13 protein-coding genes are annotated in these 11,962 nt (G+C 58.7%); 7 read left to right on the top strand and 6 right to left on the bottom strand.

Going from position 1 to position 11,962, the window contains the following annotated elements:
* The first annotated feature begins 594 nt into the window (after positions 1-594).
* Together IB250_RS04795 and IB250_RS04790 are read left to right on the top strand one after the other, a co-directional pair.
* A complete protein-coding gene (locus IB250_RS04795) occupies positions 595-984 on the top strand; it encodes a hypothetical protein (RefSeq protein ID WP_192343226.1) in 390 nt (129 codons plus the stop codon).
* 58 nt (positions 985-1,042) lie between these two features.
* Positions 1,043-1,945: an alpha/beta fold hydrolase gene (locus IB250_RS04790; protein WP_192343225.1), complete on the top strand. Its 903-nt coding sequence runs from the start codon at positions 1,043-1,045 to the stop codon at positions 1,943-1,945.
* Here the strand turns inward: IB250_RS04790 and IB250_RS04785 are convergent.
* Entirely contained in the window at positions 1,914-2,906 is a 993-nt protein-coding gene (locus IB250_RS04785; protein WP_192343224.1) for a GlxA family transcriptional regulator, read from the bottom strand. The two genes, IB250_RS04790 and IB250_RS04785, sit on opposite strands and share 32 nt — an antisense overlap.
* 90 nt (positions 2,907-2,996) lie before the next feature.
* Here IB250_RS04785 and inhA point away from each other — a divergent pair, with 90 nt between their 5' ends.
* Positions 2,997-3,683: an isonitrile hydratase gene (gene inhA / locus IB250_RS04780; RefSeq protein WP_192343223.1), complete on the top strand. Its 687-nt coding sequence runs from the start codon at positions 2,997-2,999 to the stop codon at positions 3,681-3,683.
* Between the two features lie 37 nt (positions 3,684-3,720).
* Here the strand turns inward: inhA and IB250_RS04775 are convergent, their stop codons facing one another.
* Both IB250_RS04775 and IB250_RS04770 read right to left on the bottom strand, forming a co-directional pair.
* A complete protein-coding gene (locus tag IB250_RS04775) occupies positions 3,721-4,050 on the bottom strand; it encodes an antibiotic biosynthesis monooxygenase family protein (protein WP_008013488.1) in 330 nt (109 codons plus the stop codon).
* Between the two features lie 26 nt (positions 4,051-4,076).
* Positions 4,077-4,706 carry a LysE family translocator gene (locus IB250_RS04770; RefSeq protein ID WP_123497983.1) on the bottom strand — a complete coding sequence of 210 codons (630 nt, stop codon included), beginning with the start codon at positions 4,704-4,706 and terminating at the stop codon, positions 4,077-4,079.
* An 89-nt stretch (positions 4,707-4,795) separates the two neighbouring features.
* Between IB250_RS04770 and IB250_RS04765 the strand changes: the two genes are divergently transcribed.
* Positions 4,796-6,121 (top strand): PLP-dependent aminotransferase family protein, encoded by a 1,326-nt coding sequence (locus IB250_RS04765; RefSeq protein WP_192343222.1) that lies wholly within the window; start codon positions 4,796-4,798, stop codon positions 6,119-6,121.
* Positions 6,122-6,643: 522 nt separating this feature from the next.
* Here IB250_RS04765 and IB250_RS04760 read toward each other — a convergent pair.
* Positions 6,644-7,132, bottom strand: coding sequence for an SRPBCC family protein (locus tag IB250_RS04760; protein WP_192343221.1), 489 nt, complete (start codon positions 7,130-7,132; stop codon positions 6,644-6,646).
* Between the two features lie 197 nt (positions 7,133-7,329).
* Between IB250_RS04760 and IB250_RS04755 the strand changes: the two genes are divergently transcribed.
* The 3 genes from IB250_RS04755 (at position 7,330) to IB250_RS04745 (ending at position 9,164) form a co-directional block, all read left to right on the top strand.
* Positions 7,330-8,274: an ADP-ribosylglycohydrolase family protein gene (locus tag IB250_RS04755; protein ID WP_192343220.1), complete on the top strand. Its 945-nt coding sequence runs from the start codon at positions 7,330-7,332 to the stop codon at positions 8,272-8,274.
* Positions 8,271-8,669 (top strand): GFA family protein, encoded by a 399-nt coding sequence (locus IB250_RS04750; protein WP_192343219.1) that lies wholly within the window; start codon positions 8,271-8,273, stop codon positions 8,667-8,669. Before IB250_RS04755 ends, IB250_RS04750 begins: the two co-directional genes overlap by 4 nt.
* Before the next feature lie 93 nt (positions 8,670-8,762).
* Positions 8,763-9,164 carry a lysozyme inhibitor LprI family protein gene (locus IB250_RS04745; protein WP_192343218.1) on the top strand — a complete coding sequence of 134 codons (402 nt, stop codon included), beginning with the start codon at positions 8,763-8,765 and terminating at the stop codon, positions 9,162-9,164.
* Positions 9,165-9,359: 195 nt separating this feature from the next.
* Here IB250_RS04745 and IB250_RS04740 read toward each other — a convergent pair whose 3' ends face one another.
* Both IB250_RS04740 and mrdA read right to left on the bottom strand, forming a co-directional pair.
* The gene (locus tag IB250_RS04740; RefSeq protein ID WP_123497993.1) at positions 9,360-9,614 is read right to left on the bottom strand and encodes a DUF1652 domain-containing protein; all 255 of its coding nucleotides are present in this window, start codon (positions 9,612-9,614) and stop codon (positions 9,360-9,362) included.
* A 132-nt stretch (positions 9,615-9,746) separates the two neighbouring features.
* On the bottom strand, positions 9,747-11,639 hold the full coding sequence (gene mrdA, locus IB250_RS04735) for a penicillin-binding protein 2 (protein ID WP_192343217.1): 1,893 nt from the start codon (positions 11,637-11,639) through the stop codon (positions 9,747-9,749).
* Positions 11,640-11,962 lie beyond the last annotated feature (323 nt).

The raw sequence follows: 11,962 nt of genomic DNA, 5'->3' as shown, positions 1-11,962 counted from the left end.
CCAGGGTGGTGGGCGGTACGCAGGTTGGTCAACCGGGAAGTCAGGCACCCGGCGCACTCGAAAGTGCCCCGCGCACAGCCCACCGCGAAGCATACCGACATGTACGCCTGTGCACGGGTGACCAAACCCGGTCGCTGAATTTGCAGCGACCTCCAAAGCCTATCGGCTCCCTTTCCTAACCTACAACCGCCAAAACTCGTCGGAAATATCCCCTTTTACGACGCTTTTTGTAGGACCGAGGCTGCGCCCGATGAACTTAAACACGCACCGTCAGCCACGACTGTCCCTCCGTGGCGAGGGGGTTTGCCCCCGTTGGGACACGTAGCGGCCCCTTGAATGCACAACCCCATTCCTCCAGAAGCACCGCATTTGCTGGCTTTGCGGCCGCAGCGCAGCCGAACGGGGCAAGCCCCCTCGCCACAGAACCAGGTAGGCCGAACCTACAATCACTAAACAAAACCAGCCCAATCAACACGCGGTAACTCATTCCTACATCCAGAAATACCTTGTTGCCAGCGCTTACATCCATCCCTACCATCCACGTCAACGGGCACAGCGGAGCTGTCCAACAAAACCCGAATTCAAGGAACCAGAATGACCCAGCGTATCCATCGCAGCATCGACACCCCACTCCGATCAGGCCTGAACCGGGATGAACTGTGGGAGGGCCACGACAAAGGCCTGATCAAATGCTGGGAAATCGGCCGCCAACGCGCCGCCCGCTTCCCCGACCTCGCCCGACAATGCCTCACCGGTGAACTTCCGGTGCTAGGCTGGAAAGGTGGCGTCAGCCGCAGTCTGAAAAAACTCGAAAAATACGGATCCCTCAAATACCTCGCCCAATGGCAGGGGTTGCGCGGGGAAGATCTGGATATTGATCTGAACGCAGAACGGGCGTTGACCTGTTCCAGAACCAAAATGGTCGTGACGTTTACGCCGGATCGGTCGAAGTATTTCAATCAGGTGGCGGACGTGGAAGCCTGAGGCAAAGGCCCTGAGTCGATTTGAACCAGCCTCTCAAAACAGCCCTCTGGAATGTCGAATGAACCCTGACGCGCAGATCCGATACGCACTGACACCCAGCCTCAATCTCGCCTACGAAGCACACGGCCCCACCAACGGCGACCCGGTCATTCTGCTCCACGGCTTCCCCTACTCCCCCCGCGCCTACGACGAAGTCGCCCCGGCCCTCGCCGCAAAGGGCTACCGCGTTATCGTCCCCTACCTGCGCGGCTACGGCCCGACCCGCTTCAACTCCCCCGACACCCTGCGTTCCGGCCAGCAAGCCGTCCTCGCCCAGGATTTGCTGGACCTGATGGACGCCCTCGCCGTCAAACAAGCTGCTCTGTGTGGCTACGACTGGGGCGGTCGGGCGGCGTGCATTGTTGCGGCGCTATGGCCGGAGCGGGTGCGCTGTCTGGTGACCGGGGACGGTTACAATCTTCAGAACATTCCCCACTCTACCCAGCCTCTGGATCCGGAGACTGAACATCGTCTCTGGTATCAATACTACTTCCACACCCCGCGCGGTGTTGAAGGTTTGACCCAAAACCGCCGGGCTCTGTGCGAACTGCTCTGGACGTTGTGGTCGCCGACCTGGGCCAACAATGCCGAACGTTATCCCTTGAGCGCGCCAGTCTTCGATAATCCGGATTTCGTCGAGGTGGTGATTCACTCGTACCGACACCGGTTCATGTATGCGCCCGGCGACCCAACACTGGAATGGATGGAGGAAGCGCTCACCCGACAACCGGTGATCAGCGTGCCGACGATTTCCCTGTGCGGCGCCGATGACGGTGTCGGCCCCGCGCCTGAAATCGATGAAGACGCCGAGCGTTTTACCGGCCCTTACGAACGTCGGGTACTGGCGGGTGTCGGGCATAACATTCCGGAGGAAGCGCCCGAAGCAACGCTTAAGGCAATACTGGATCTGCTGGTGAGCTGACGGAAAACCGCTCGCGATAGGCTTGCGGCGTTACGCCCATGGCTCGCAGAAAACTGCGGCGCAGGGTCTCTTCACTGCCAAACCCGCATTGCACCGCGACCCGTTTGATCGGTACGCCGGTGTCGCTGAGTAGACGTCGCGCGGTCTCGACCCGAATCAGCTCGATGGCCCGCGCCGGGGTCTGGCCGGTGTCGGCGCGGTAGTGACGGACGAAGCTGCGCTCGCTCATGCCAGCCTGCAAGGCCAAGGTCGGGATGCCGAGGTCCTTGGTGAGGTTTTCGCTGATCCAGGCATGAAGTTCGTCGAAGCGGTTGCCTTCCTTTTGCAGGGACAGGGTCACGCTGAACTGCGACTGGCCCCCCGGACGCTTGAGAAACACCACCAGTTGGCGGGCGACGTCCAGAGCCATGGTTCGGCCGAGGTCTTGTTCGACCATCGCCAGGGCCAGGTCGATGCCCGCGGTGACCCCGGCCGAGGTCCAGACCGGGCCGTCGTTGATGAAGATCGGGTTGGGTTCGACCTGTAGCTTGGGATGCTGCTGCGCCAATTGCTCGCAACGGGTCCAGTGCGTGACCACTCGCCTGCCATCGAGCCAACCGCTGGCCGCCAGCAAAAACGCCCCGGTGCACACCGACGACACTCGCCGACACCCCGTCCCATGCTCACGCACCCAGGCCACCAGCGACTCGTCTTGCGCCGCCGCGTAAACGCCCCAGCCACCGGCAATGATCAACGTGTCGCTGCCCCGATCCGGTAACGGCTCAGTCAATAGAGCCAATCCCGCCGATGACATCACCGCCCCACCACCGCTGGCAATCACCGACGGCGCATAGGGTGGCGGCAAACCTTGCTGGCGGGCAATGTCGTTGGCCGAGGCGAACACCTGCAATGGCCCGGTGACGTCGAGCAGTTGTACGTTGGCAAAGGCCAGCACATGAATGGTTTTCGGGTTGCTCGGCATGTTTGGCGTAATTCGTGGGGTGATTGGCGTATGCGCCAGATCCTACGAGCCTAGAGTGAAGCCGTCCACCCAACCAGGAGAAAAAACGCCATGACGTTGCAGATCGGCTTTCTGTTGTTTCCACAGGTTCAACAACTGGACCTGACCGGCCCTTATGATGTGCTGGCCTCGCTGCCGGACGTGAAAGTGCATCTGATCTGGAAGGATCTGGTCCCGGTTACCGCGAGTACCGGGCTGGTGTTGAAACCGACCACCACCTTCGACGATTGCCCGCCGCTGGATGTGATCTGCATTCCTGGTGGCGGCGGTGTCGGGCCGTTGATGGAGGATGAAGAAACCCTGGCCTTCATCAAGGCAAAGGCCGCCGAGGCGCGGTATGTCACTTCGGTCTGCACCGGCGCGCTGGTGCTTGGCGCGGCGGGGTTGCTCAAGGGCAAGCGCGCTACCACGCACTGGGCGTATCACGAATTGCTTGGGGTTTTGGGAGCGATCCCGGTGAACGATCGGGTGGTGCGCGACGGCAATCTGCTGACCGGTGGCGGGATCACCGCGGGGATCGATTTTGCCCTGACCCTGGCGGCTGAATTGTTCGATAAGGACACCGCACAACTGGTGCAGTTGCAGCTGGAATATGCTCCGGCGCCGCCGTTTGCTTCGGGCAGTCCCGAGACAGCACCGGTCAGCGTGCTGGAGGAAGCCCGCAAACGCGCTGCCGCGTCGTTGAAACTGCGCTCGGAAATCACCGAACGTGCAGCGGCGAAACTCGCCCGCCAGTGAAAGAAACGGCTGCGGGAGCTATTGCCCCCGCAGCCAGTCACTCAGGTCGACCATTCGGCACAAACAGCTCGAACGAGTCATCACCATAAGCCCGCTCCACTTTAGCAATCACCACTTGATAACCCGCGTACCACTTGCGGTACTGACGCTTGGCCTCCAGGTGCCTGGGATGGCTGGCGAATTCTCGTATAGAGGTTTCGTCCTGCCAGTAATAACTGGCGTTGACCAACTCGCCATCGGCCGAGCACCAGGATTGGGTGCCGACAAACCCTTCGATGCTGATCGCGACTTCGTCGATCAACGCGCTCAAACGGTTGAACTCCTCGTCCCGTTGCCCGGGTTTGTAGATAAACGATGCGATGTACATGCAGAGATTCCTTTTCAGCGAATGAGTCAGGCCGGACGAGTCATCAGGACTAACCGGACGGCGAGCAACAGCAGTACTGCAGCCAGCCCCAATGACTGCCATCTGGCGAATGTCGAAGTACTGGAAACAAGCCGGCTGACCGTACTGCCGAAAACCCCGAGCAGGGTGTGAAACACGCCACTGACCAAGGTCAACACCATGCCCAGCAGCACCAGTTGTACGGCAATCGACCCCCGCTGCGCGTTAACGAATTGCGGCAGAAACACCATGAAAAACAGTAAGGCCTTGGGGTTCAGCAGGCTGTTGAGCATCGCCCGGATCAGCAGGGTCTTGAGCGGCACCTGCGCCACATCCGACGTGCCGCTGGCCGATGTTTTTTGCAACGCTTTGAACGCCAGCCACAGCAGGTACAGGCCCCCGGCATAACGGATCAGGTCGAAGGCCGGCGGCCAGCTGGCAACCAGTGCCGTAACACCCATCGCAGTCAGCGCCGTCAGGATCAGATCGGCCAGGCCAATGCCCAATCCTGACGCCACACCACCGCGCCAGCCATAACTGGCGCCATGGCTGATCACGAAGGCCATGTTCGGTCCGGGTGACAGCAGCAACAACATCACCGCGCCGACGAAAATCAATAAGGTCGCAGGGTCAATCACAGCGAAGTCTCCGTCCTGGAAAGCCTGTAGATTAGAACGCCAATCTGATACAAACAAAAAATTGATCCAGATACAAAGAGCACTCCCCCATGACCCGTATTCGCTACAAACGCCTGGTGGATCAGTTCGCCGGGAAGATTCGCAGCGGTGAACTGCCACCCGCCACACAGTTGCCGACCATTCGTGCGTTGATGCAGAGCGAGCGGATTGCCCTGGCCACTGCATTGCGGGTCTATCACGAGTTGGAGGCGATCGGCCTGGTGGTCGGCGAAACCGGCCGTGGCACCTTTGTGCGCGACACATCCTTGCCACGCGGATTGGGGCTGGAACAGCAACCACTGGGCGTCGGCATGGTGGACCTGACCTTCAATTACCCGTCGGTACCCGGTCAGGACGAGTTATTGCGCGAGGGTTTGCGAGCGATTGCCGCCTCCGGCGATATCGATGCGCTATTGCATTCCGCGCCTCAGGGCGGGCGGGCACATGAACGGCAGACGGCGGCCCGGCATTTACGCAATCGGGACATTCGAGTGGGGGGCGATCAGGTGCTGATCGTCAACGGCGCCCAGCAAGGTCTTGCCGTGACGCTGATGGCACTGCTCAAACCGGGAGATATTCTGGCCCTCGACGCCCTCACCTACCCAGGCCTTAAAACCTTGGCTCAGGCCCATCGGCTGGACCTCGAAGCTCTGCCGCAAATCGCCGGGCACACCGATCTCGACGCCCTGGAAGCGCTGTGCAAACGGCGCCCCGTGCGGGTGCTCTACAGCATGCCGACGATGCACAATCCGTTGGGGACGGTGATGTCCATCGCCGACCGTGAACGCCTGGTGCAATTGGCCGAACGCTACGACTTTCTGATCATCGAAGACGGTGCCTACGCCTTCCTCGCAGAACCGGCGCCCAAACCGCTGTTTACCTTGGCCCCGCAGCGCACACTGTATATCAGCGGCCTGTCGAAAAGCGTTGCCTCGGGCCTGCGCATTGGTTTCATCGTTGCACCGAAAGCGATGATGCCGGTGCTGGAACAAGCCATCCGCGTGTCTACATGGAGCACCCCGTCGCTGACCGTCGCACTGGCCTGCCACTGGATCGATAGCGGCGAAGTCGACAACCTCGAAGAGCAAAAGCGCCTGGACGCCCGGCAGCGACAAGATCTGGCTCAGCAAATCCTGAAAAATTGCGAGCTGGTGGCGCATCCCGGTTCCTACTACCTTTGGCTCAGATTGCCCGAAGGATTACGGGCCGAAACGGTTGTTGCCGAGTTGGAACGTAAAGGCGTGCAGGTGACCAGCGCCGAACCCTTTGCCACGACCACTCATGTGCCTCCTGCACTGCGGGTGGCCATGGGATCGATCAGCCTCGACGTGTTGGAGCGCGCCCTGGAGACACTGCGTGAAGTCGTGGACATCTGACAGACTTTTCTGACGCCCATAAAAAAACCCGCCGAAGCGGGTTTCTCAAGACCATTGCGACATCCTGTCGGCAGCCATCCTGGCGTATGGTCGATCATCCGTGATCCTGAGCACGTCCTGTGCTTCAGTTGATGGATCCAGATTAGACGTATCGGTGAGGCTTAAAAAGACGACATACCACTGGCTGCGTGTAAGCCATTGACCATTCAACGCCTGAAACCTGCACTACAGGGAAATCGGGTTTCAGTTTTCTAAAGACGAAAAAAAACCCGCCGAAGCGGGTTTTCCCAAGACCATATCGACTCCCTGTCGGCAGCGATCCTTGCAATGGTCGATCATCCGTGACCCTGGAGCACTTCCTGTGCTTCAGTTGATGGAGCCAGATTACCCTTCGGATCCAATCCGCAATAGACGACATAGCTACTACCGCGTGTAAGACATTCGCTATAGCCGCCCCTCCGAAACCCCTTAGATGTATCAGCCATCATGGGCTGAAGCCACGAGTTTCGTGGCCTGCAGGCATCAGCCTCCCTGACGTTCGTTGGCGTTGGCGTTGGTTTTCAGAAACTCTTCGATATTGTTCATCTGCTCCTCCCAACCACGACTGTCCATACGGAACGCCTTTTCACGGCGGGATTGGGGAATGTGATCGAAACCGGACTCCGACACCTTGAGCAACGTGCCCTTGTCGTGATCTTCAAGTTCAAACTTCACCAGCGTGGTGGGCTCTTGGGAATAGTCGAAATCCGCCTTTACGGCAAATGGGTGCCAGCGAAACGAAAACACCCGCTCCGGCTCGACCCGCTCCACCAGGACATTCCACAGTACGTGTTCGTAGCCGGGATACGTGACTTGCCCCTGGGTCCACTCGCCGGCGACAAAACGCTTGCCTTCGAGTGCCACGCCGAACCATTGCCCGAAGGCTTCGGCATTGGCCAGCACACGCCAGACCTGCGAGCGCGGCACCTTGAGCAGGATTTTCCTTTCGATGCGATCTGATGCTGGGTTCATAAGTCACCTCCTGTACTGAACAGTAGGCCCGTAAAGACCATAAGACCAACCTAAAAGTTGTATCAAACAGGTGCCGCAATCACCCGTACCTGAAATATTCGGCCTCAGTTCTGGCCATAAGTTCTGGTTTGGAGGGGGAGTCAGCGGGCTGAAACTGCTAACGTTTGCAGTGACGTTGCCCCTTACAAGGAAGATTCATGCAGCCTTCACTCACGGAACGTTATCGCGCAACCCTGCTGGGGCTTGCGTGTGGGGATGCCGTTGGCACCCGTGCCGAGTTCCAGCCACGCGGCTCGTTTATCCCTCTGACCGATATGGTTGGGGGCGGCCCGTTCAATCTGAAGCCAGGGCAATGGACCGATGACACTTCCATGGCACTTTGCCTGGCAGAAAGCCTGCTGAACAAAAAAGGTTTTGATGCGGCCGACCAAATGGGCCGTTATCTCAACTGGTGGCAATGGGGTTACCTGAGTTCGACCGGCGAATGCTTCGACATCGGCATGACCGTCCGTGAAGCGCTGACTCGTTATCTGGAAAACGGTCAGCCATTCGCAGGTTCCACCGATCCCTACACAGCCGGCAACGGTTCGCTGATGCGGTTAGCGCCAATAGTGCTGTACTACTTTCCCGACCCCGACCGGATCAGGAGGTTTTCCGCAGACAGCTCGCGCACTACCCATGCGGCGCCGGAGGCACTTGAATGCTGTCAGTTGCTTGCCGCTCTGATCCGCAAGGCATTGGAAGGAGCGCCCAAGCAGGATTTGCAGAGCCTGCCAGAGACGACGTTCGTGGAACCAAAGGTCGCGAGCATCGCCCGAGGTGACTACCTCGGAAAATCCAAAGACGATATTCGCGGTAGCGGTTACTGCGTTGCATCACTGGAAGCAGCCTTGTGGTGCTTTCACCACACTGACAGTTTTGAAGCCGCCATCCTCGAAGCGGCGAACCTGGGCGATGACGCCGATACCACTGCCGCCATCGTCGGCCAATTGGCCGGGGCTCACTACGGTGTGCAGGCCATCCCTGACGGGTGGCTGGCGAAATTGCATCAGCGCGAAGACATCGAGGCCACGGCTGACGCCCTGCTTCGGGCCGCCGCCGCTGCCGACATCTCAGCCACGCAACCAGGGGAAACCCCATGAATAACTTGCATGGCAGCTGCTTGTGCAAAGCCATCAAATACGAACTTGATAGCCTCGACATGCCCATCAGTCATTGCCACTGCCACACCTGTCGCAAGGCACACGCAGCAGCATTCGCCTCGACGGCCGGGGTCATGCGTGAGCATTTTCGCTGGATAAAAGGACAGGACCGGCTAAGCACCTATGAGTCGTCGCCGGGCAAGCTTCGGCATTTCTGTTCGATCTGCGGATCGCATCTGATGGCGGAGCGCTTGGCCCAACCCCATGTAATCGTTCGCGTGGCGACGCTCGACGATGATCCGAAAATGACACCTCAGGCTCACATCTGGACGTCCCATGACGTGTCCTGGCTTGAATATGAATCGAATGAGAAGTGTCAGGAATGGCAGACATAGTTTTCCGGATACACCGCGCCAGACTCTGATTTGTTGGCTGGCGGCGCCCCGCTACACTGCATTCCAACTTTCCATCATTACAGCGAACCTCCCATGCCCCCACGTTTTCTCCTTGCGTTGACGCCGCTGCTGTTCATTCCTCTTGCGCATGCCATCGACTGCGACAATGCCACTGACCAGACGACGATGAATCAGTGCGCGGCGCAGCAGTACAAAGCGGCCGACAAGGAGCTGAATGCGCTTTACCAGCAAATCACCCTACGGTTGAACGACAGCCCTGACGCCAAAAAGCTGTTGATTGGTGCTCAACGCTCATGGATTGCGTTTCGCGATGCCGAGTGCAAGTTCTCGGCGTCCGGAGTGGCGGGTGGCAGTGTGTATCCGTTGATCTATAGCAATTGCATCACCAAACTGACGAAGGCGCGGGTCGGGGCGTTCAAGACTTACTTGAAGTGTCAGGAAGGGGATTTGAGTTGCCCGGTGCCTGGGGCTTGATGCTGCGGTTCGCGGGCAAGCCTCGCTCCCGCAAGGGGTTTGGCGGTACACAAATTGTGTGTTCTCCAAAAATCCACCCGACAACTTGATGTTACCGATCTGCTCAGGCTATAGCGTGTTCGGCGGTGGCCGAGTCTTCCTTCTCGGCTTCGGGAGACACGCCGCACCACCAACGTGGTGCGGCGTGACGCAGGCTCAACGGTAAAACGGCGCGTGAATGCCTTTATGAGCCTCGATTTCTTGCCGCATATCAGCCACCAGTGACGCGATCGCGTGGGGGCTATCCAGTGTCCATACCGGAACATGGGTGGCCACCAAATCCACTTTCCCGGTCATGCAATCGCAGACCCGAATTGTCAGGGACTGGTCCGCCTCCATGCTGCAAGTGCACACCGCCGGCAAAAAACTATGTTCAATGATGTTTTGAATTTCCAGGGTTGAAAGGAACATCGCTACCTCCATCACGCCAGGTGTATGGCCGGGCAAATGCTCCCTCATTCACCCATTAGCCGGAAAATTCTAATCCTCAATAACGGCTGTCTCAAGACCGTAACAGGTTGCTCATCGTCTCGTTAGTGATCCTTAGACGTGAGGATCTCCCGGAGCTTTGCCCGGCACGGCGTATTGCGGCTTCAGGTGGCCGTCCTGATCGAGCAGCCAGGCGTCCATGATCTGCCGCACCACGGGACCGGCGACGCGACCACCAGCCTCGCCATTCTCGATCATCACCGAAATGACAATCTTCGGATGTTCGGCCGGGGCGAAACCGACGAACAAGGCATTGTCACGGTTGCGCTCCAGGGTTTTCGCCCGGTTGTAGCGCTCACCCTGCTTGATTGCCACCACTTGCGCGGTACCACTTTTGCCGGCGATGCGGTACTGAGCCCCCGCCGCTGCCGCTCGAGCAATCCCGCGAGCATCGTGCATCACCATCTGCATGCCGTGGTTGACCTGCTCCCAGTCACGCGGGTCCTTGAGCAGGATGTTCGGCATCGGATGCTCGTCCACCGGCGCTACACCATCCACCGTTTTGGCCAGGTGTGGTCGGTTCCATACACCCTTGTTGGCAATCAGCGCTGTAGCCTGGGCGAGTTGCAGAGGCGTGACCTGCATATAGCCCTGGCCGATGCCAAGGATCACGGTTTCACCCGGGAACCATGCCTGACGGCGAGTGGCGCGTTTCCAGGCTTGGGACGGCATCAACCCCGCAGACTCTTCGAACATGTCCAGCGAGACCTTCTCGCCGAGGCCGAACATCGCCATGTAATCGTGCAGGCGGTCGATCCCCAGCTTGTGCGCCAGATCGTAGAAGTAGGTGTCGTTGGAGCGCATGATCGCTGCGTCCATGTCCACCCAGCCATCGCCAGTGTGGTTCCAGTTACGGTATTTATGATCGAAATCCGGTAGCTGGTAATAACCCGGATCGAAAACGCGGGTCTGCGGAGTGACCACCCCGGCGTCGAGGCCGGCAATAGCCACTTCCGGTTTGATGGTAGAGCCCGGCGCGTAGAGCCCACGCAGCACACGATTGAACAGCGGCCGGTCGATGGAATCATGTAGCGCCGCGTATTCCTTGAAGCTGATGCCGGTCACAAACAAATTCGGGTCAAAACTGGGCTTGCTGACCATGGCCAGCACTTCGCCGGTCGATGGATCGAGAGCGACCACCGAGCCACGGCGATCGCCCAACGCCTCCTCGGCAGCTTCCTGAAGTTTGACGTCCAGGCTCAGAACGATGTTTTTGCCGGGGATCGGATCGGTGTGTTTGAGCACTCGCAGCACGCGGCCCTGAGCATTGGTTTCGACTTCTTCATAACCCACATGGCCGTGCAACTCAGGCTCGTAGAATCTCTCGATGCCGGTCTTGCCGATGGATTGGGTGCCACGGTATTCCACCGTGTCCAGGGCTTTGGATTCTTTCTCGTTGATGCGGCCGACGTAGCCGATCGAGTGTGCGAAGTGTGCGCCCATCGGGTAGTGGCGAACGAACTGTGGCTCTACGTCGATCCCTGGCAAACGAAATTCGTTGACTGCCAACACCGCGATCTGTTCTTCGCTGAGTTCATAGAACAAGGTGACGGGCACGAAGGGGTGTCGAGCCTGCTTCATTGCCTTGTCGAACAGCGTGCGGTCTTCAGCCGGCAGGTGCAGGAGGTTGACCACCTCATCCAGCTCTTCTTTGACGTCGGAGGCCCGTTCGCGGGTGATGGTCAGGTTGAAACTGGGCCGGTTGTCCGCCAGAAGCACGCCGTTGCGGTCATAAATCAACCCGCGGGTAGGGGCGATCGGCAATACGTGTACGCGGTTGTTTTCGGAGATCGTCGAGTGGTAGTCGTACTCGACCACCTGCAGAACATACAGCCGCACCACCAGCGCGCAGGTAATAGCGACGACGAACAAGGCGCAGGCCATCAGTCTTTTATTGACCAGGCGCGTCTCTTTTTCGTGGTCCTTGATTGGTATTGGTTCAGGCATTTCTGCAGCAGCTCTTTGACTGTAGAGGAGGTGCCGATCCGTAGGCTTGAAATCAGTCCGTTAAAAAACGAGCTGCACCATACCAAAAACGGCGCGTCACTTTAGCGCGTCAGCCAAAATTTCATAAACGATGCAGCTATCACCAGAAAAAGTGGTCGGGCTATCCCTTTATTTGCCACGGCACTTTCCTGCGGACAAAACAAAACCCCTACCTGCATACGCAGATAGGGGTTTCGGAATTTAATCTTGACGATGACCTACTCTCACATGGGGAAACCCCACACTACCATCGGCGATGCATCGTTTCACTGCTGAGTTCGGGA

Origin of the sequence: Pseudomonas sp. PDM09, from assembly GCF_014852305.1 — a bacterium.
Classification (GTDB): Bacteria; Pseudomonadota; Gammaproteobacteria; order Pseudomonadales; family Pseudomonadaceae; genus Aquipseudomonas.
The sequence above is the reverse complement of the archived record's forward strand: the minus strand, read 5'-3'. Positions and strand labels throughout refer to the sequence as shown.

Bases quoted from the DNA above. Each gene is read 5' to 3' on its own strand.
- IB250_RS04795 (WP_192343226.1), top strand. From the start codon at position 595: ATGACCCAGCGTATCCATCGCAGCATCGACACCCCACTCCGATCAGGC.
- IB250_RS04790 (WP_192343225.1), top strand. From the start codon at position 1,043: ATGAACCCTGACGCGCAGATCCGATACGCACTGACACCCAGCCTCAAT.
- IB250_RS04785 (WP_192343224.1), bottom strand. From the start codon at position 2,906: ATGCCGAGCAACCCGAAAACCATTCATGTGCTGGCCTTTGCCAACGTA.
- inhA (WP_192343223.1), top strand. From the start codon at position 2,997: ATGACGTTGCAGATCGGCTTTCTGTTGTTTCCACAGGTTCAACAACTG.
- IB250_RS04775 (WP_008013488.1), bottom strand. From the start codon at position 4,050: ATGTACATCGCATCGTTTATCTACAAACCCGGGCAACGGGACGAGGAG.
- IB250_RS04765 (WP_192343222.1), top strand. From the start codon at position 4,796: ATGACCCGTATTCGCTACAAACGCCTGGTGGATCAGTTCGCCGGGAAG.
- IB250_RS04760 (WP_192343221.1), bottom strand. From the start codon at position 7,132: ATGAACCCAGCATCAGATCGCATCGAAAGGAAAATCCTGCTCAAGGTG.
- IB250_RS04755 (WP_192343220.1), top strand. From the start codon at position 7,330: ATGCAGCCTTCACTCACGGAACGTTATCGCGCAACCCTGCTGGGGCTT.
- IB250_RS04750 (WP_192343219.1), top strand. From the start codon at position 8,271: ATGAATAACTTGCATGGCAGCTGCTTGTGCAAAGCCATCAAATACGAA.
- IB250_RS04745 (WP_192343218.1), top strand. From the start codon at position 8,763: ATGCCCCCACGTTTTCTCCTTGCGTTGACGCCGCTGCTGTTCATTCCT.
- IB250_RS04740 (WP_123497993.1), bottom strand. From the start codon at position 9,614: ATGTTCCTTTCAACCCTGGAAATTCAAAACATCATTGAACATAGTTTT.
- mrdA (WP_192343217.1), bottom strand. From the start codon at position 11,639: ATGCCTGAACCAATACCAATCAAGGACCACGAAAAAGAGACGCGCCTG.